Here is an 18,175-nt window from a genome sequence, read left to right as displayed (position 1 = left end):
CATGGTGCGACGGATCCGCCCGGGTAACGCGGACGCCGACGACGCCCTCGTCCTCGACGCCATCGAGCGTGCCGGGCAGGACGCTTTCACCCGCGAGCCCCCCAAGACTCTCAAGGGCCGCATCAACTTCCTGCTCAAGCAGTTGAAGACGACCAAGGCCGTTGCCCAGGCACTCGGCATCACCCAGCGCTCGGTGGAGCGCTACCGCACCGGCGAGCGGAAGCACCCGCCCAAGGCGATCGCCGACCGGATCGACGCCGCGGTGCGCGCCCGCTGGCAACCGAAGGTCCGTGACCGTCGACGGAAGCAGGCCGCCACCTCGACCGGGATCACCGTGGAAGCCCGCGCCCGCTTCGGCTACACCGCACCCATCGGTACGACCGACGACGGCCGCATGCGGCGCATCACCGTCCACCTGCCCGCCGACTACGCCCGGCGTCTCTTCGACGCCCAGCAAGACATCGGTGCCCTGAGCCCCAACGAGGTCATCGCCGAAGGAATCCAGGAGGGGTACTTCAAGGACAACGGCCGCCGCGCCGACCAGCTTGAGGTCGAATTCACCGACATCGACTACATCGATGTCTCCTTCTGACTGAGCCCGCGTCGGCCCGGTGCTCCTCCACATCCGCTGAACGGCGCTGGGCCCGCGCCAACGACCCCGACTTCCCGTTCCTCAGCGGCAAGCGCGGTGCCGAACTCCTCTACTGCGTCCGTGACCTCAAGCGCCGGGCACGCAACCGGCTCCGTGCCGCCGTCGGCACCACCCACTTGTCGTGACCAGGTCCGGATACGCCACGAGCCCCGGTGGAGCAGATGCATCCTCCGAGGCCACGTGGCCTGTCCGGCGCCCTGACGGGGACGGGTTTTTGATCAGCTGCTGACGATGTCGAGCAGATCCTGGAAGCGGCGGTTCACGTGTTCGTTTCCACACGCGCGGCGGACAACTGAATCGCTCTGAAGATCTTCAACGATCTTCTGGATGCCGCCGCGGCTGTCCAGGAAGAGCTGATTGATGATGGGGACGCCCCGGTTGCTGTAGAAGACTTTGCGGTTGATGCCAGCGCCGTATCCCCCCGGCTCGCCGATGTAGCAGAGCACCATCCACTTGACGATCCCAGGCTTGATGCCGTCGGGAACCGGATCGAGGCCGCCGAACTCCTCGAACAGCCGCAGCGCGGGGCCGTGCTCCTCGTGGTTCGTCCATCGGTGGCCGATGCCGGTGAGCTTGTCGAGTTGTCTTGCAAAGAAGTCCTTACGCTGTCCCTTCCCGAAGTAGGGCAGGAGCTCGGCAGCGTGGGCCACACGCACGGTGAGTTCGTCCAGGGGGTCACGGCCGAGCTTGGTCAGCAGGTTCTTGGCGACGGCCAGGCGCACACCGTTTCGAGTCCGTCCGCTCAGCTCTTGCAGCATCAGGTAGGCGTTCTCGCGAACGACATCGACTTCGGAGCTGCTGAGAGCCGTGCTGACGAGAATCCGGACGATCTCCTCCTGGCGCTGGTCCGGTGCGTGCTCAAAGTCGGTGAGAAGCCCACTATCCGGTGTGATGGGGCCAGAGGCTTCGATGATCTGCTTGACCTCGGACACCTCGATCAACGTGATCGGGTCCTTCGACAGAACAGCGTCGATGCACGTCGTGAAGGTGTATACGACATCCTCGAAGCCGGCCTCGTACTCGGAGTCCTCGTGTTCGAGGTCCTTGCGGATGTCGTACACCCGCGTCATCTTCCGCCACTCGGCGCGGCTGAGAAGCCCAATGCGGTATGCAAGCCTGATCAAGTAGGCAGTTGAGTAGTTCTCGATGTCCTCGGCGTTCTCGATCGGCGGGAGCTTCGGCTTGGCCGTCTTGGCGGCCTCGCTGGCGATGCTGACACCCACGATGAGGATCTTGTCCCGGAGATCTCGGACGGCGGCGTTGAACAGACGCTGACAGGCGCTACTCGGATCCACGGGCAGGATGCGTCGCACGCGCTCGATCAGGTTCTTCGCCTGCCACTCCGGCCGGATCCTCTGCATCAGGCCGGGCACATCGTCGATCGTTGTGACCGCGGCGGCCGAGGCCGCGACGACGACGCCTTCTTGATCGCTCAACTTACCCTCGCTCAGTATGAATTGAACCAGTCGTCCAAGGGCAAACGGTACGGACCGAGACGTCCCCGCCGCGCCTGTGTTTCCCAACCCGGCGGGCAAGCGCAGTGCCGAACTCCTCTACCGCGTCGGCGACCTCAAGCGCTGGGCAAGCAACCGCCCCCGTGCCGGGGCTGGTGGGGAATCCGCTTGATCCTGTGACAGATGTGGGTGGTTTGGGCAGTGTCGGGCGTCATGGTTGCCCTTCGTCCCCGCCGTCTGGAAGGGCTCTTCGGGGCCCGGCTGGACGCGGTCTCGCACGCCCAGGTTGTCGCCCTGAAGACGAATGCGGTCTCCGAGTCGTACGACCTGGAGTTCAAGGGGGAGCTCTACGGGGGCAACGACAAGGCGAAGCGGGATTGTGGTCCTCGTCGCTCTGAGGCGTGTTTGAAGGCGGACACCGGCGGTGGCTACTGGATTCCGGTGGCAGCGCACGGAAGGCTGGCTGCCCGACCCCAGAGGAGTAGGGCATGGTCGCTGACGACGAGGCGTGGGAGAGACTGGACGCATTGAACCGGCTGGCCGTCGATCAGGTGGTCGGCGTAGGGACCGCGGACGACCCCCATGGCTCCGGATTCTTGGTCTCCGAAGACACCGTCCTGACCTGCGCTCATGTCGTTCAGAACTGCGAGGCGGTTTCGGTTTCGGTGCGGGGGCGCACGATGGATGCCGAAGTGGTCCGCAGGGTTCCAGAGCACGGAGGTGAAAGGGACATCTATGAGTTCCCGGACCTCGCGGAGCTCCGTCTTTGTCAGCCTCTGGAGGGCGGCATCGGCGTGTGGCTCGGGGAGAAGGGACCGTCGCAGGGCGGAGAGGTGGCTGTCCACGGATTCAGCGAGAGCACCCTACAAGCTGGCGCGCAGCGGGACACTATGCGCCTCGTCGTGGCTGGGCCGGCTGGACAGCTGGTGCGGCTCCAAGGGGATCAGGTCGTGGAGGGATTCAGTGGCGCCCCTGTGCTCGACCTCCGTACCGGGCGGGTGTGCGGCGTGCTCAAGGCGTCGCGCGACGACCAGTACCCCCTTGGCGGCTGGTTCATCCCCGTCGATGCCGTACGACACCATTTCCCTGAGCTGGCGGAGCGCAACTACCGGGACCACCGGCCCGGCACCGAGTGGTGCGACTGGGCGCTGGACCGCAAGCGCCGGCAGACCGCGCTCTTTGGCCACTTCGGGAGCAGCGGTCCGCGGCGCGCCGTATCCCGTGTGACCCCAGCGCAGCTGCTTGCCCAAGGCACGATGCCTTTCCAGGATCGCCCGGAGCTAGCGGATCTGCGGGCATGGTGCGACGACGACCCGGACTACTTGCTGCGGCTGCTGCACGCGTCGGGGGGCTCTGGCAAAACCAGGCTCGCCGGTGAACTGTGCCGCGAGATGCACAAGCACGGTTGGATCGCCGGGTTTGTAGACAAAAGGGCGCTGGGCAGGCCGGAGTGGTTGGTCGAACTCATCGATGCCCTCTCGGCGGGCATTCCGGTACTGGTCGTCTTCGACTACGCCCAGGCTCGGCTGGATGACATCTGTGCGCAGCTGGAGCACGTGTACCAGTACGGCCCCGAGGGGATGCGGCTGCGGTTGCTGCTCCTCGCCCGCTCGGACGAACCGCTGTGGCAGGCGCTGAAGCGCCGTGTTGATGACTGGGCGCTGGCCGGTGCGAGCGTCGTACAGCTTCCCAGGACCATCGCGAATTCATCCTTGGCCTCCAGGGCTTTCAAGGTGTTCGCCGACCGCCTCGGCTGCGGGTGGCTCGCCGCGCCGGAATCGCTGGACGCACGCGCTGAAGAGCAGGATTCGCTGCTGGGCGTGCTCGCACTCGCGCTGGACGCGGTCCTCGCTTTAGAGCAGGGCGGTACCTGGGCTGAAGCCGGCGATCCGCTGGAGCGGATCTGCGACCATGAGATCCGGGGCTGGCACGCTCTGCTCGCGGCACGCCTGCCCGGGGAGACGGCGCTGTCCGGCGAGAGCGGTGAGCGCGTGTCGGAAGGACTGTTACTCGTTCCTACCCTGGTCCCCAGACTGCCCCGAACCGACCTCACCGACGTGTTGAACCGGGTCTATTCGGCGGCCTTTCCCGGGAGACAGGCGCTCAACACGTTCGGCGTCCAGACCTCTCTGCAGATGCTCTATCCCGCAGGAGGTGACCAAGTGGCCCCGCTGGAGCCGGACCGGATCGGCGAGATTCTGGTCCGCCGGGTCCTCAGCACGCCGGAAAGCTCAGGGCACACCAACGCCTATCTTGCCGCGCTGCTGCAGACACGCCATCACGCCTCCGAGGCCCGAATCGCGGCGGCCGCGGAGACGGTCGAAGTGCTCGCCCGGGCCCGCGGCTGCACGGGCGTGGGCCGGGTCGAGGCCCACCCCGCGCACCAAGCCTTGGACGCAGCCCTGGACCATGCCGTCGCCGAGCACCCAGAAGTGCTGCTGCCCGCGCTTGTCATCACCGGCGGTGTGCTGCCCCACGCCGAGCCGCTGGCCGACCTCATGCTGCCAGTGCTCGAGGTATGCGAGCCGTCACTGCTCGCCTCAGTCGAAAACAGGTTGCCCGACTACCCCTCGAGCCTGTCCCCGGTCGCAGTGGTGGTCCTCGGCCGGTTGCTGGACCTGCCGAGTGCCCAATTCACCGAGGAAGACCAACTCCTCAGGCTGCGCCGCCTTTCCCGCTACAGCCTCCGACTCGACGACACGGGTCGGAACCACATGGCGCTGGAAGCGGCCCGCCAGGCCGTCACACTGAGCCGCGACCTGGTACGCCAGTCCGGACGGCACATGGCCGAGTACGCAGCGGCGCTCAACAACCTGAGCCTGCTGCTGCACCGCGCCGGTGAGACGGGGCCCGCGCTGGAACAGAGCAGGCTGGCGGTTGACCTCTACGAGCAGCTGTTGGCACAAGCCGAGAGGGAAAGCCTGCCGCGGCAGAGGCACCTCTTGGACGCCGCGGCGGCCCTGAGTACTCTCGCGCTGCTGCGCCTGAAGGACGGCCAGGTGCACGCGGCTGCCCGCGAGGCCGCCCGGGGTGTTCTGCTGTGCGAACAAGCGAGTCCAGGTGCCCGACAGGACGACACGATGCTGGATTGCCTCGAAGTACTCGCCGAGTGCAGGCAGCGGACCGGCCTGATCAAGGCTGCCGTCGTCTCCGGAGAAGAGTCCGTAGCGCTTCTGCGCGAATTGGCCGAGCGACAGCCAGGGCGGTACCTTGCGAGGCTTCCCGAGACGCTGCACCGCCACGCGAGGGGCCTCATCAGGACAGGCCAGGACCGGCAGGCCTATATCGCCTTTAGGGAGTCCGCGAACCTGCGTAAAGGGCTTCCTGGCCGGGACCCTGCACGGCTCGCAGCGCAGCGGCAATCATTGCGCGCGCTGGCTGAACTGTGCTGCGACCTCAGTGAGTTCTCTCATGAACGTGCGTCATGGCTGGAGCAGCTGGAGTCCCTGGACGATCATGGCGGATGAGGAACCCTCGCACCGGTAGTCCATGACACTCCAGGCAGGAGCGATATGCCGACCGACCACGAGACTTCCGGCTCTCCCGCGCCGATCCGGCGCCAGCGGGCCGTCGAGGTCTTCACCAACCGCTTCGGGCGGCTGTACAACGACGACGTTGTCTCACCGGGCGGGCTGCCGGGTAACTACCTGCGGTGGCAGTGGGCGCAGACGGGGGTGGTGGTGGTACCGGTGGGTCCGGACGGCATGGGCTTGGTGCCTACATATCGCTATCCGGTGGGCGCTGCCTCCCTGGAGTTCCCGCGCGGCGGTTGCGAGCCTGGTGAGCACCCCGAGAAAGCCGCTGTGCGCGAACTGCGGGAGGAGGCCGGACTCGACGCCTCCTCTGTGCGGGACATCGGATTGATCCACGCGGATACCGGCCTGATCGAGACCGGCATCCACGTCTGCTGTGCCACTGTGCTTTCCGCGGAGCGCAAGGCCGCCCGGCCGGAAGCAATGGAGTCGGTGGCCGAACCGGTGTGGGTCTCGCAAGATGAGATGCCGGACTGGTTGCGGCAAGGACGGATCACTTGTGGTGTCACGATCGCCGCCTACGCCCTGGTGATGGCTGAGCGGAATACGCTGCCGCTGGTGGCTAGAGGGTGACCACCCGGTCGAATTGATCGAGGTCCTTCAACGATCGCCGGGGAGCCTGGATCCAGTCGCCCTCCGCTGCCTCGGTCGGACGGTTCACCACATGGAATGACAGGTTCCGGGCGGTGCTGGCAGCCGCCGTCTGGATCTCCAGCCCCGCCCCCAGGCGACCGGTCGCCGGGTCCTCATCCAAGCCGAAGCGCATCAGACGGGCCTCACCCCGCAGGTGGTCCCATGCCCGGCCGCCACTGGCACGGAACGTGCGGTCGAACGCCTCCATCATCCACGAACTGAACTCTTTGACAGCGGCCCGTAGGACCGAGACATCCGGCTGCAGGCCACGCCTGAGCCGTGCCAACTCCCGCACCAGCGCGTTGCGTGAGGGCTGCGCTGTCGCTTCGAACAAGACCTCCACAGGGAGCTGCGACAGCAGGAAATTGTCGAGTACCGCTGCGGGCAGCTCTGCCTGTTCCAGAATCCGGCGGCTTCGCGAAGCCGGGATCGTATCCGGTACATCGCGTGGACTGGCCATACCGACGTCCAACGCACTCGGGAGAGCCTGCCGGTAGGACTCACCGGCCCAGTCGTCCACCGACTGCAGCGCCAGTACTACTTCCGCGCTCGCCCTCGGGGATGTCTTGCGGTAGCAGTCCAGCCAGTCACGGAGCGACTTGTAGTACAGCACCTCTTGGTCCCTGGACCACATCAGAGCGGCGTCCAAGACTGCCCTCGTATCGCCTTGAGCCTGCTGGAGCCCCAGCTCCAGTCGGTGCAGCGCACCGGATTTGAAGGCAGCCTCCACCACTTTTCCCTCGTACGGCACGAAGTGGGCGGCTGCCATCGCGTCCAGCTGGTCAACATAGGCGGAGCAGGGAACATGGTCGACGTTCTTCGCCGCATGTGCGTCTCTGATCCCGTGGAGCGTGTACCCCGCACGGCGAGCCACACGGATCCTGCCCTCCTCCAGCAGCGGGGCGAGATCCGGGAGCACAGCGCCTGCTGCGGCGTTCTCGACTTCTTCAGCTTCCTGGGGCGAGACGAGCGCGCGGAAGTACTTGTTGTTGAGGCTCTGGGAGTCCCCGATCAGTAGAGTGTCCGCGAAGAGCACGTGCAGCAGTACACGCGACCGTAGATCTGGGGCTCCGTCAATCGGTGCCGCCGCATGGGGCTCGACGTCAGAAAGGTAGATCCTTTCCGCGCTCGTCTCCAGAGAATCGTTGTCCACCGGTCGTCACCCCTCTAGACGCGATGCAGTTGCTGAGTATTACATCAGCAAGGAGGAGAATTGTCAGAGATTGTCCAGGTGGAAACGCCCGAGGGAACTCTCTGGGTGCGCATCGAGGATCGCGGCGGGCCCAGGGATACGGCGTTCGGTGGCAGATTCCAGTTGGATGATCTTCCCCGCACGCTGGAGACCGTCGTCGGCAGCGTGCGCTCGGGGCTGCGGAAGGCAGCGCCGGACGAAGTTACGCTCGAATTCGGAATCGAACTAGCCATCAAGTCCGGACTTTTGGTGAGCGCAGTGACGAGCGCGGGCGGGAAGACCACCCTCAAAGTATCGGCAACATGGAGGAAAGGCGGGCAACCTGCCCTCTCAGTGACCGCGCCTGACCAGCCCGAAGAACCTGAGGAAGTTAACGAATCTGATTCCCCCGCCACTTAACATCGACTCCCGTCTGAGAAGCGGGTGTCCTCCTCTCCCAGATTTGCACGCATCATCCATGCTGGGTTCTCCTGCTGCCACCACTCCACGAGATCGGCCCAGGACAACCCCGCCGCGCCAAGCGGCAGTGCGTACGTCAGGCAGTAGCCCATTTCGCGGGCCGCTCCCGTCTGCCAGGTGAGGATGTCCTGGTGCCCGCCGGCCAGTTGCAGGGTGCCGCCCGGGGGTTTGAGGCGCTGATGGCGTGCCGGGTGTGGGGTGCTGGCGTAGCTGCGTGATCTTCTTGGCGGCGCTGCACATGGTGCAGACGGCGGCCGCGGGCTGTGTGGCGGCCTGGAGCGCTTGTTGGGCAGTGAGGTCGAACGGCCCTTTGTAGATGGGGCAGTCCTCGGTGTGGACGTGGGTGCGGCGCGGGCCTGTGGCGTCGTAGGCCTGCCGCTCCCGCTCCACGCCCCAGCCCCTTTCGTCGACAACTGCCGTGGCGTGCTGGGGCGGTGGCTCGGGCAGGCGGTGGCCAGTGCGCGCGCGGACGATCGCGTCCCGGTGCCGGGTGAGCCGTACACCCTGGTAGGAGACGCCGTCGATCGGCCGCACGTGTGTCTGCGGCGCATCGAACTCGACGTCGGCAGGCTGGGGGACGTCGCGGGCGCCCAGTTGGGTGCTGGGCTCAGAGCGTCACGCTCACCCGGTAGAAAACAGGAGCCGGTGGAGCCCTGCCACCGGGGTGGTGGAGGCGGCCGGTGATCTGCTGGCCGTCGTAGAGCTGGATCCGGATCGGCGGGGTGGGCGTCGCAGACGGCACCTCTCCGTCCGTGAGTGGCTGGCCCTCGTCCATGACGGGTTACGCCGCCTCGTCATCGGCCCGCTCGTGGACGTGCTTCAACGCCATCCGGGCATCGACCACCTTCCCCTGCAGCGTCGGCGTCTCCCAGTAGGGATGCGTGCTCACTGCGATCGACAGGGCAAGCAGCCGCTGGCGCAATCGCTTCTCCTCCGGCAGCTGCTCGGCGGTGTAGCCGGGACTGTCCGGAAACGACGCCACCCGGTCGTTGAGCACGTACTTCTCGCTCGTCCAGCCCGGCTCCGGCGTCACCGACCACGGCAGCGTGCGACACAGCGCCTCGTACTCCGCCCGCGTTCTGTGCAGGACGAACTGCGCGGCGCGGAGGTCCTCGGGGAAGTCGTACGTTTCAGCCCACCAGAATGATACGTCTGTTCGATTTGGTGAGGCAGTCAGGCGCGCCCAAGGGTAGGTAGCGCCCATCCACAACTGCAGCGCTACGGCTTGGAGAGCTTCAGTGTCCACGTTCCGTCCGCGGTCACGTTGAGGTAGTAGGGACCGTCGCTGATCATTTGAGTGACGGTGGAGCCGTTGAAGTTTCCGACTTGGTTGAAGGGGAGGTTCTGCAGGTCACCCTTCGCGTCAAGGACGGTGACGATGAAGTTCGCTTTGCCTTTGTGGGTGCCGCGCAGGGTCGCCGCGTGGTTTGCGGTGAAGGGGCCGACGATGCGGTCACCCTTACCTGAGTACGTGTGGGGCAGGGAGACCGCGGCTTGGCGGCGTGGCTGCGTGAGGGTGATGGTCCAGGCGGAGTCCGCCTGGATCGTGAGGCGGTAGCTGCCAGCACTCATACCCACGCCCTTGGAGCCGTTGTAGGTGCCGATGGCGTTGACCAGGAGGTCTTTGACCTGGCCCGAGCTGTCGAGCAGCGTGACGATGAAGTTGGTCTGGCAGGCGGAACATGTTGACCGGAAGACCGCGAGGCCCTCGGTCACGGTGAAGCGCTTCGTTGCTTGCTGACCGGTTCCACTGAGCTTGATGGGCGGGATGGGGGTGGGTGCCGCCTTGGCTGGCTTGATCTGTTCCGATGTGCTGCCGGAGGTGGGGCTCAACGAACTGGGGGAAGCAGGCGGGGAGGCCTTGTTTTCGCTGCTGTTGGCCACCGCGATGATCACAATGAGGGCGATCAGGAAGACAGCTGCGCCAGAGCAGCCCCACAGGAACCGCCGCCCCCGACGTTTTTTCGAAGGAGGCTGCTGCGGGGACGCTCCGCCGATCGACTGGCCGGCGGGTTGCGGCCAGCGGGGAGGCTTCGCAGGGGGCCAGCCCTCAGGCTGCCCCGCGCCGGGACCATCTGACATGGCTCGCTCCCTTCGGGGCGACGCTGAGCTTCCCTGCTACGCCCGCTTGCGTGGCCGTCCGCTCGCCGACTTGTTGGCCGCAGTCTCCTTCGCGGTCGACTTCATCGCACCCCGGATCACCTCGCGGCGCCAACGCTCGTCGAAGGTCGATCGACATCGGGGAACCGGCCGCGGAGCCACGGCCGTGCCCACCGGCTTCCAACGAGATCCCCAACCTCGCGGGCACGGCGTTCGCCCGGCCGGGCGTAATCGCGAGGCCCATAGCTAGGGTCGTATCGGGTCAGGTCCCGTCCGGGGCCTGGCGCTGCAACACGGCCGGTGCAACGCAACTGCGCGTTGCACCCATGAGCTGCGGAAACATTCATGATGAGTCTGCGAGATCGGCGTGGACGACCCGTACCGTCGCAGGTAGCCGGCGCCGGCCAGCCGCTGACCCCGGCAAGCTGTTCCGGAGCCGCTGGGCAAGCCAACCGCCAGCCCGGGCAAGCCGTGGCGACTTGCCCGGCCCCGGACAGGAAGAGGTGACCGGAGTGCGGTCCTTCGACGTCGGCGAGACGGTCGTGCGGCGGGACGTTCATCGCACCGGCCGGGTGTGGAGCGAGCTGGCGCTGCGGGTCATTGCCGACGGCCCCGAGGCCCTGGTGACTGCCTGCCTGCCCGGAGCCGAGGCATTGTGGCCCTCGCTGTACGCCAAGACCCGTGCCGACGGCGACCGTTCGGTGCGGGCCGAGGCGTTCGAGGCGATGGCGGCGGGGAAGTGGGAGCTCGCCCCGGGGCGGTGGCAGGACACCGAACTGCTGCTGTGGAAGCCGCCGGCGGCGTGGTTCAGCATCAACGCCTTCTACACCGGCTCCGGGCTGCGGAACTGGTACGTGAACTTCGAGCATCCCACCCGCCGCACCGAGGACGGGTTCGACACCTTCGACCTGACCGTGGACCTCGTCATCGACCCCGACCTGAGCACGTGGACGTGGAAGGACGAAGACGAGTACGCCCAAGTCCGGCGCCTGGGCATCGTCACCGACACCGACCACCAGGCCGTGGACGACGCCCGCGCCCAGGTCCTCTCCATGCTCGAAGACCGGGCCGGGCCGTTCGCGGACGCCGACGGGTGGGCGGCCTGGCGCTGGAACGCGGACTGGTCGCCCCCGCACCTGCCGCAGTCCTCCCCGGCGGCTCGCAGCCCGCTCGACCTAGCGCACGGCGCTGAGTCCCACCGTCAGGAGCCCGCGCGGGTCCGCGTCGGTACAGGCGCAGGTGGATCGCTTCGCGCCGCCCTCGGCACTTTGAGGCCGGTTAAGGGAGATGGCCGAGGACGGTCCGTCCCTGATCGCGGCCCCCTCCGCCCTTGCCGCTGGCCTGATCCAGCACTTCGGCTACCCGTGGACACTCCAGATGCTTAGGACGGAGTCATCCGCAGCCAGTAGTGGAGTTCACACCGCCACGGTCCCGCCGTACAGAAGTGGGCCACACAGACCAACGTCGACACCACACAGGACACCGTCGACTGATCCGAGACGAGCGGCTACAGCGTCGCAGGTCCCCGGGGATCTGCCATCGGATTGGAGGCCAGGATCGCCGGACTCTATCCACAGGCCCGCCGTTTTACGGTCGTAACCGCTTCTGGGTGTGAGGTGCCGGGACGCACACCCCGGCCCGCGACCAGATTACGAACCGACGGTGTGCGGTCGACTTCGAGACGCCGAAGCAGGGCGGCAGAGCCCGCCAGGCACACCCGCTCACCAGCACATAGATGATCGCTGCGAACAGCGTCTCATCAGGTGTGTTCGGTGTCCCTCCACCCTGCGGTCGCACCCGGTCGTCCGGAATCAACGGCCTGGCGAGCTCCCACAGACCGTCCGGAACGATCCAACTCCATGTACCCCGCCCCATGAACGAACCAACGACGGCTCACCACATAGGCCACGGTCTAAGTTGCCCCCGCCCGGCTGGGGCCCGCTGGTTGGGGGTCAGCGCTGCCTGGACGTGCTTCCCGTGGCGGCGGCGCCTGCTGCACTGATGAGGGCAGTGAGGATGAGGGAGCCTTCACTGACATGCCCGAACAGCATCAAGGCTGCGGCGAGCACGGTCAAAGCGGATCCGATGCCGGCCACTGTGTGCTTGCGTGCCTTGTTCCAGGCACGTCGTCGGTTCCCAATCTCGTCGTTCGTCGTCACAGTGTCCCCCTGGCGCGGTGTTGGAGCGCGATGGCATGTGCTCTTCGATGACGCCCCGGTTGGTGCAGAGGATCAGCCACGTACTGGGTAACCAGGCATCGATGTGCGGCCATCTTGCGGACTTGGATGTACCTGAGGCTCTTCAGTAGTTAGTATGTGAACATACGAACCTGCCTGAGTGGATGTCAAGATGGATGAGAATGACTCTTTTTGACGGTCCGTCGGGTGGATCAGGACCTAGGTGAGGAGGTCAACCGATGGCAGTGCACACCCCCCGGTACATCCAAATTGCAGATGATCTTCGGAACAGGATCCGCAGCGGAGAGCTGCAGCGAGGAGCGCGTGTACCGTCTGAGAACGAGATCCGCGAGCAGTGGGCTGTCTCGGGCATCACCGCGCGTGCAGCCCTCGCGGCACTCCGCAACGAGGGGCTCATTGAGGGCGTACGAGGTAAAGGGTCCTTTGTGCGCCTAAAGTCGCCCCTCGTGCGGCTGGCCCCGCAGCGCTGGAATCGGACAGGGGCCGAGGGACCCCGGCCCACGTACAGCCTGGAAGCCGAGCGGGCTGGCCAACCCGTTGCGGTGGAACGCAGCTCACAAGAGACTCAAGCCTCAGCTGAGCAGGCTGAGAGGCTCAACATCAACGTCGGTGATCCGGTGTCAGAGACCAAATACTTCATCGTCATGGACTCGCGGCCAGTGTCCTGCGGGGTGTCGTGGGAGCCTTTGGCTATCACCGGCACGACAGAGATCGCATCGCCAGCAGAAGGTCCATATGCAGCGTTGGGCATTGTTGGGCGCTTCGACCGGATCGGCGTCCACGTCGACGAAGTGGAAGAGGTCCTGGATTGCCGCATGCCGAACCCGACCGAGGCGCAGATCCTGCACATGCCAGCTCAAGGGACGCCCGTCGTGGCTATCCAGCAAACGTGGCTGGCCCAAGGGATGCCTGTATGCACCGCAGATGTCGTCTTCCCCGCGGACAGGTACGAGTTCCGCTACCGCATGCAGATCAAGTAGCAACCCCACTGTGCCGCCATCACACTCGCCACTTGATGGAGCAGCCCATGCTCGGCCGGTGGGGTTCGGGGACCGGCTCGCCGGCTAGGACGTGAGTGATGGCGGCGTCCAGCAGTTCGCCGGTGACGGGCTTGCCGCTTGCCGGTGTGGACTGGTCCATCGCTCCCCGGTAGGCCAACCGGCGCTGGGTGTCGTACAGGAAGAAGTCCGGCGTGCAGGCGGCCTGGTAAGCCCGGGCGACGGTCTGGTCGGCATCCACCAGGTACGGGAAGGTCCAGCCAGCCCGCCCGACCTGCTCAGCCAGGCGTTCGGGCCGGTCGTCCGGATAGGCGTCGGCGTCATTGGCGCAGACGCCCACCACCGCCAGCTTCGGGTACCGGGCGAGCAGCCTGCCGAGCCCGGCCTCGACATGGCGCACGTAGGGACAGTGGTTGCACAAGAATGCGACCAACAGCCCAGGAGCGGTGGCAAAGTCGTCACGGCGGACAGTCCGGCCGACTAGATCGGGAAGCGCGAAGTCCGGCGCGGGCGTACCCAGGGGCACCATCTGTGACAAGACAGCCATACTGCCATGCTACGAACGTCGCACCGCGTATCCGAGTCGGCTCACCCTGGACCCGCCCGACTCGTCAGGGGAACGGCCCAGCACTTCGACGATCGCGCGTCTGTTCCGTCCCGCTGGATGTTCTCCAGCGGGACGGACGGGCACCACGGCCTACGAGTGGTCCGTCAGCAGCCGTTGAGGACCGAGGACAGGGCGCTCTTTTCGGCGGAGTCGACGGAGAGTCCGTAGTAGTACTTCACCTGGACCCAGGCGCGGGCGTAGGTGCAGCGGTAGGTGGTGCGGGAGGGCCACCAGGTGGCGGGGTCCTGGTCGCCTTTGGACTGGTTGACGTTGTCGGTGACGGCGAGGAGTTGGGGGCGGGTGAGGTCGTTGGCGAGCGCCTGCCGCTTGGTGGTGGTCCAGTTGTCGGCGCCTGAGTCCCAGGCTTCGGCGAGGGGGACGAGGTGGTCGATGTCGACGTCGGAGGCGGCGTACCAGGTGGCGCCGTCGTAGGGGGAGTACCAGCTGCCGCTGGTGGCGGCACAGGAGGAGTCGGTGACGACATTGGAGCCGTCGCGCTTGAGGACGGTCTCGCGGGTGTTGCAGGTGCCGCTGATGGTGATCCAGTGGGGGAACAGGTCGCGGCTGTAGCCGGTTCGGGAGTGCTCGGCTGACACGGTGAGGGAGGCCAGGTAGGAGCGGGCGGTGGCGGCGCTGACCGGGGTGGGCAGAGCGGCTTGCGCGGGGGTGGTGGCGAAGAGGGTCAGCGCGGCGGTGGAGAGGGCCACCAGGGTGGCGGCGATGCCGTGACGGGCGTGTGTGCGCATGAGTATCGACTCCCGAGCCGGGGTTGACGGGCGGGGGGCGCCGCTCATCGTGGCCCCGGAGGAGTTGATGCGGGTAGATCTCGCAGAGTGAAGTTCCCGTGACAACCCGTCAACAACTGGATTGAGGACGGAAACCGCATTCGGGCGATGGGGTCAGCTGCGCTGCGTAGCGACGATCCCTGACCCGCTGCCAGGACCGCCCGGCCGCAGACCACGAGCGCGTTGAGGAAACGCATCTGCCATGGACCGGTTGGCGTGGTCCGGAAGGGGAGCAGGCCCTGCACCAGACAGGCCGTGCCCACCATCAGTGCTCCGAGTCCGTAAATCCGCGGCTTCTTGACCTTGCGACGCGCCCAGGGCCAGGTCCACCCGGTGAGTATCGAGGCCGTTCCCAGGGCCATCGACAGCGGGCCAACCAAGAGGGCGAATCTCATGGCCCAATCCACGGGCTCCTCTTTCTGTCGATGAGCAGCCTGCTGGGACCTGCGGGAGATGTATGCGACGACGCGGCAGACTCGGACCAGCCGTTCCGGACCTTAACGGGGTTCAGCAGGTGCGTTGCGGGCGGGGCGGCCAGTGTCCCTACGCTTTCCTGGTCGAAGCACTCGCCCGCACCTGCCGCGTCGGCATCGCGAAGTTCGCCGTCCGCACCCGCGAGCGCCTGGCCGTGCTGCGCCCACGCCGCGGCGTCCTGGTGGTCAGCGCACGGCAGATGCCGCCGCCGGTCTTCACGTGCGCGATGCGAGTGTTGTCGGGGCCCGGCAGCGCGAAGCTGTGGGGAGACGAGCCGACGTTCTCCCGAACTCGTAGCGACGAAGGGGGCGGCAACGACCGGATCCTGCGTTTCCTCGAACACCACACCGGATAGCGCGGAACGGGGTCACCGACGGCTACCGAACTTTCGGGTGAGTGCGGCCACATCCCTTGCACCAACGGTGGGGAGGATGACCGGAGTCGCGAGATGACGAGTCCGTCGGGAGGCAGGCTTGTTGAGAAGCCGGGCGTTGGTGTCGGTCTTGGCGGTGGTGTGTGTCCTGCTTCCTTCAGGGGCCGCTCGGGCGGCGGCGGAGGATGCCTGCGCGAGGGCCGGACTCGCCGGAGCGCGGGTCAGTACGAGCGTGGAATTCCGGCACGACGACCGAACGTACACCAAGATCGAGACCGACTTGACCGTCGACATACCCGCCAGCTGGAAGCATGCCAAGGCCTTGCTGCTCAGCCGGGAAAGTCGGGCGTACATCAATGCGATGGCCTGCCTCACTCGGCAGTCGCAGGGGCAGCAGCTTCCTCGTTGGTCGGAGTGGCGGCCCGGTCCGCCGGTGGTCACGACGAAGGGGGGCCGCGTCAAGGTCGTCTACGCGGCCCGCTCCTGGGTCAACCGGTATCGGACGGACATCGATGTGGGCACCTGGCAGGTACGGGCTGGGGCGGACATCTGGACCGTGACACTCAAGCCACCGCCTGCACTGGCGGGCTCCCACTGGGACCGGATCACGGTGGATCCCGGCCCACCCGGAGTCGAGATCGCGAAGCCACCACCGACGGCGAAGGAGGAAGCCTCCAGACTGGTCTGGCACCAGAAGAAGGCTCCGCGCTCGGCTCCCGCCGTGACCGTCTCCCTCAGACCGTCCTGGCAGCACGCATGGGCCGCACAGAACGATCGTCTGACCGCCGCAGGACTCGACACGCTCGGTGGGCTGCTGTGGACGGTGACGATGTCCGGCCTGTTGCTGCGGGCGGCCGCCCTCTACCGTCGGCGCACTCCCACACCTGCCGCACATCAGAAACGCATCCTGCGCAATCTCGAATGGTGGGCCGTCACCGTCGTCGCCCTATTCGGGCTGATCCGTGTGGACGACCTGATCCGCCGGTACGACGAGAGGCGCAGCGACGAGTGGTGGATCGACGACGCCCTCCTTCGGGGACATGTCTTCGCCCTGGCCGCAGGCGCCCTGTTGTTCTCTTTCGCTAAACCACCCCGGCGCATCTGGCTGGCTGGTGCCCTGCTGATGCTCCCGCCGCTGGCCACGATGACCCGGCCGGCGGCCTTCGGCCTGTGCGGGTCGTGCAAAGAGCCGTGGGTGGCGTCGGACTTGGCGCTCGCTGCGCAGACCACGGCCTCCTGCTGTCTCCTGGCCTTGACCGTCCTCGGTTTCGTCGCGGTGGCATGGCGGCTCGCCGTCGACGCGGAGCTGCTCCCGAAGAGCCGCCAGCCCGTTCCCCCCGGGCAGCAGCCGCGGGACCGGGTGCTGCGGCTGCGCATCGCCGGTCCCGCCGTCGTCGTATGGACCCTGGTGGTAGCCCTTTGCTACGCGCTCACGGAGGAGCGCAACTGGCAGCGTGCCACCTGGCTCAGCGACCGCTGGGAAAGCCGGGACGGTACCGCCGTGTACGGGATCCGTCATCTGGAAGACTTCGTCGGGGAATCGGTGTTGTCCGCCTCCAACGGACAGGAATGGGTGCTCGGTTACGCCTGGCTCCTGACCGGCGTGGCTGTGCTCGCCGTGCTGCGCACGTGGCGCGCCTCGACGCTGGCGCCTCTCGATGACCGTGCGGACCGCCTCCTGTTCCTCGCGTTCTTCCCGCTCGCGGTGTCCATCGGCGATGTCCACCTCGACAGCGCACTTGCCGATGTTCTCTGGATACCTCTGTACATGCTGACCCTGTACGCGGCGGTGACCCCCCTCAGGCGCCATGCCATCCTGGAGCAGCCTTTCGAAGTCTCCCGGCGATCCCTCGCCGAGGGCATGGGACCCGGTGCCCGTACGGATCTGTTGAAGAAGGCCCGGGTCTACCGGGAGATCCATGCCGAGCTGCGCCGCCTCGACCAGGGGCTTGTCGGCGACAAACCGCCCGAACGGGCAAAGCTGGAAAGGACGTTGGACAAACTGCACAACTGGCCGGCGAGCGGACCACTGGCAGGCGCCGACCGGCTACCGGCGAACGTGTCCGTGGTCGACGCCGCACTTGCGCTGGGGCCGAAGGACAACTGGTGGGACAACGGCGTCCGTGGCGCCCGCTTCGCCCTGGTACTTGGTCTGCCCGCCGCCGTCCTCGGCGCCTGGTCCGGCTCCGTCCGGGGCGAGGCCTGGCAGGACACGTTGATGGACCTGCTCGGTCTGCCCGGAATGGTGCTCAGCATCCTCTACTGGGTGTCCACATGGGTCGGTGCGGGCTTCGTCCTCGGGGCGCTGTGGCGGGTCCTCCCCGGTCGGCGTGGGGCGGTCAAGGCACTCCCGGTCGCCTTCGCCTTCGCGCTGCCGGTTGCTCTGGACGCGCTGATCGGCTGGTTCACCCAGGAAGGCGCCGCCAACCTCGCGCTGTACGCCTCGACGATGCTGCTCGTCCTCACCGTCACCGGCATTGCGCTCGACCTCGACACGTTCCGTACTGAACGCCGCTTCTGGCAGAGCCGCCTGGGACTCCTCCTATCTGTCTACCAGATGCGCTACTACTCCCTGCAGGTCGCCTACCTCGTCGGCCAGGTCATCGCGGTGATCTCGATCTGGAATTTCTTCGCCGAGCCGTCAGGCACGCCACCGGCCGGCGACAAATGACCGGCCCCGAACGTGCCCTGAGGTGCGGGAGCTCAAGCCCGAGGGG

The 18,175-nt window shown here is 66.7% G+C and carries 17 protein-coding genes and 1 pseudogene; 8 read left to right on the top strand and 10 right to left on the bottom strand.

What is annotated here, in order from left to right:
* Nucleotide 1: 1 nt before the first annotated feature.
* Nucleotides 2-592, top strand: coding sequence for a telomere-protecting terminal protein Tpg (gene tpg, locus OG741_RS00150; protein ID WP_405593818.1), 591 nt, complete (start codon nucleotides 2-4; stop codon nucleotides 590-592).
* Between the two features lie 278 nt (nucleotides 593-870).
* Here tpg and OG741_RS00145 read toward each other — a convergent pair whose 3' ends face one another.
* Nucleotides 871-2,187: a hypothetical protein gene (locus OG741_RS00145; protein WP_405593816.1), complete on the bottom strand. Its 1,317-nt coding sequence runs from the start codon at nucleotides 2,185-2,187 to the stop codon at nucleotides 871-873.
* Nucleotides 2,188-2,594: 407 nt separating this feature from the next.
* Between OG741_RS00145 and OG741_RS00140 the strand changes: the two genes are divergently transcribed.
* Nucleotides 2,595-5,573 (top strand): serine protease, encoded by a 2,979-nt coding sequence (locus OG741_RS00140; RefSeq protein ID WP_405593814.1) that lies wholly within the window; start codon nucleotides 2,595-2,597, stop codon nucleotides 5,571-5,573.
* Nucleotides 5,574-5,618: 45 nt separating this feature from the next.
* Nucleotides 5,619-6,212 carry an NUDIX hydrolase gene (locus OG741_RS00135; RefSeq protein ID WP_405593812.1) on the top strand — a complete coding sequence of 198 codons (594 nt, stop codon included), beginning with the start codon at nucleotides 5,619-5,621 and terminating at the stop codon, nucleotides 6,210-6,212.
* Here the strand turns inward: OG741_RS00135 and OG741_RS00130 are convergent.
* Nucleotides 6,202-7,308 (bottom strand): hypothetical protein, encoded by a 1,107-nt coding sequence (locus OG741_RS00130; RefSeq protein ID WP_405593810.1) that lies wholly within the window; start codon nucleotides 7,306-7,308, stop codon nucleotides 6,202-6,204. The two genes, OG741_RS00135 and OG741_RS00130, sit on opposite strands and share 11 nt — an antisense overlap.
* Nucleotides 7,309-7,485: 177 nt before the next feature.
* Here OG741_RS00130 and OG741_RS00125 point away from each other — a divergent pair, with 177 nt between their 5' ends.
* On the top strand, nucleotides 7,486-7,863 hold the full coding sequence (locus OG741_RS00125) for a CU044_2847 family protein (protein WP_405593808.1): 378 nt from the start codon (nucleotides 7,486-7,488) through the stop codon (nucleotides 7,861-7,863).
* On the opposite strand, the gene OG741_RS00120 is transcribed toward OG741_RS00125, so the two are convergent.
* The 4 genes from OG741_RS00120 to OG741_RS00105 form a co-directional block, all read right to left on the bottom strand.
* Nucleotides 7,795-8,313 carry a DUF6233 domain-containing protein gene (locus OG741_RS00120; RefSeq protein ID WP_405593806.1) on the bottom strand — a complete coding sequence of 173 codons (519 nt, stop codon included), beginning with the start codon at nucleotides 8,311-8,313 and terminating at the stop codon, nucleotides 7,795-7,797. The genes OG741_RS00125 and OG741_RS00120 overlap by 69 nt on opposite strands.
* A 217-nt stretch (nucleotides 8,314-8,530) precedes the next feature.
* Nucleotides 8,531-8,698 (bottom strand): hypothetical protein, encoded by a 168-nt coding sequence (locus tag OG741_RS00115; RefSeq protein WP_405593804.1) that lies wholly within the window; start codon nucleotides 8,696-8,698, stop codon nucleotides 8,531-8,533.
* A 6-nt stretch (nucleotides 8,699-8,704) separates the two neighbouring features.
* On the bottom strand, nucleotides 8,705-9,169 hold the full coding sequence (locus OG741_RS00110) for a hypothetical protein (protein ID WP_405593802.1): 465 nt from the start codon (nucleotides 9,167-9,169) through the stop codon (nucleotides 8,705-8,707).
* Entirely contained in the window at nucleotides 9,142-10,005 is an 864-nt protein-coding gene (locus OG741_RS00105; RefSeq protein WP_405593801.1) for a hypothetical protein, read from the bottom strand. The genes OG741_RS00110 and OG741_RS00105 overlap by 28 nt, the downstream gene beginning before the upstream one ends.
* A gap of 530 nt (nucleotides 10,006-10,535) precedes the next feature.
* Here OG741_RS00105 and OG741_RS00100 point away from each other — a divergent pair.
* On the top strand, nucleotides 10,536-11,408 hold the full coding sequence (locus OG741_RS00100; protein ID WP_405593799.1) for a DUF402 domain-containing protein: 873 nt from the start codon (nucleotides 10,536-10,538) through the stop codon (nucleotides 11,406-11,408).
* Nucleotides 11,409-11,652: 244 nt separating this feature from the next.
* Here the strand turns inward: OG741_RS00100 and OG741_RS00095 are convergent.
* Together OG741_RS00095 and OG741_RS00090 are read right to left on the bottom strand one after the other, a co-directional pair.
* Nucleotides 11,653-11,898 (bottom strand): annotated as a pseudogene (locus OG741_RS00095) (transposase); the annotation flags it as partial.
* A gap of 77 nt (nucleotides 11,899-11,975) precedes the next feature.
* Complete coding sequence (locus tag OG741_RS00090; protein ID WP_405593797.1) at nucleotides 11,976-12,182, bottom strand: hypothetical protein; 207 nt, start codon at nucleotides 12,180-12,182, stop codon at nucleotides 11,976-11,978.
* A 257-nt stretch (nucleotides 12,183-12,439) separates the two neighbouring features.
* Here OG741_RS00090 and OG741_RS00085 point away from each other — a divergent pair, with 257 nt between their 5' ends.
* On the top strand, nucleotides 12,440-13,201 hold the full coding sequence (locus OG741_RS00085) for a GntR family transcriptional regulator (protein WP_405593794.1): 762 nt from the start codon (nucleotides 12,440-12,442) through the stop codon (nucleotides 13,199-13,201).
* A 19-nt stretch (nucleotides 13,202-13,220) separates the two neighbouring features.
* On the opposite strand, the gene OG741_RS00080 is transcribed toward OG741_RS00085, so the two are convergent.
* Both OG741_RS00080 and OG741_RS00075 read right to left on the bottom strand, forming a co-directional pair.
* On the bottom strand, nucleotides 13,221-13,766 hold the full coding sequence (locus OG741_RS00080; RefSeq protein WP_405593792.1) for a thioredoxin family protein: 546 nt from the start codon (nucleotides 13,764-13,766) through the stop codon (nucleotides 13,221-13,223).
* 164 nt (nucleotides 13,767-13,930) lie between these two features.
* Nucleotides 13,931-14,572, bottom strand: coding sequence for an HNH endonuclease family protein (locus OG741_RS00075; protein WP_405593790.1), 642 nt, complete (start codon nucleotides 14,570-14,572; stop codon nucleotides 13,931-13,933).
* Nucleotides 14,573-15,125: 553 nt separating this feature from the next.
* Between OG741_RS00075 and OG741_RS00070 the strand changes: the two genes are divergently transcribed.
* Both OG741_RS00070 and OG741_RS00065 read left to right on the top strand, forming a co-directional pair.
* The gene (locus tag OG741_RS00070; protein WP_405593788.1) at nucleotides 15,126-15,440 is read left to right on the top strand and encodes a Ku protein; all 315 of its coding nucleotides are present in this window, start codon (nucleotides 15,126-15,128) and stop codon (nucleotides 15,438-15,440) included.
* A gap of 139 nt (nucleotides 15,441-15,579) precedes the next feature.
* Complete coding sequence (locus OG741_RS00065) at nucleotides 15,580-18,129, top strand: DUF6185 family protein (RefSeq protein ID WP_405605319.1); 2,550 nt, start codon at nucleotides 15,580-15,582, stop codon at nucleotides 18,127-18,129.
* Nucleotides 18,130-18,175 lie beyond the last annotated feature (46 nt).

Origin of the sequence: Streptomyces sp. NBC_01410 (assembly GCF_045040195.1) — a bacterium.
Lineage (GTDB): Bacteria > Actinomycetota > Actinomycetes > Streptomycetales > Streptomycetaceae > Streptomyces.
Note: the sequence above shows the minus strand (reverse complement) of the source record. Positions and strands in the feature narration are given on the sequence as shown.

Excerpts from the sequence above, each read along its gene's own strand:
- tpg (WP_405593818.1), top strand. The coding sequence starts at position 2 with ATGGTGCGACGGATCCGCCCGGGTAACGCGGACGCCGACGACGCCCTC.
- OG741_RS00140 (WP_405593814.1), top strand. The coding sequence starts at position 2,595 with ATGGTCGCTGACGACGAGGCGTGGGAGAGACTGGACGCATTGAACCGG.
- OG741_RS00135 (WP_405593812.1), top strand. The coding sequence starts at position 5,619 with ATGCCGACCGACCACGAGACTTCCGGCTCTCCCGCGCCGATCCGGCGC.
- OG741_RS00115 (WP_405593804.1), bottom strand. The coding sequence starts at position 8,698 with ATGGACGAGGGCCAGCCACTCACGGACGGAGAGGTGCCGTCTGCGACG.
- OG741_RS00105 (WP_405593801.1), bottom strand. The coding sequence starts at position 10,005 with ATGTCAGATGGTCCCGGCGCGGGGCAGCCTGAGGGCTGGCCCCCTGCG.
- OG741_RS00085 (WP_405593794.1), top strand. The coding sequence starts at position 12,440 with ATGGCAGTGCACACCCCCCGGTACATCCAAATTGCAGATGATCTTCGG.
- OG741_RS00080 (WP_405593792.1), bottom strand. The coding sequence starts at position 13,766 with ATGGCTGTCTTGTCACAGATGGTGCCCCTGGGTACGCCCGCGCCGGAC.
- OG741_RS00075 (WP_405593790.1), bottom strand. The coding sequence starts at position 14,572 with ATGCGCACACACGCCCGTCACGGCATCGCCGCCACCCTGGTGGCCCTC.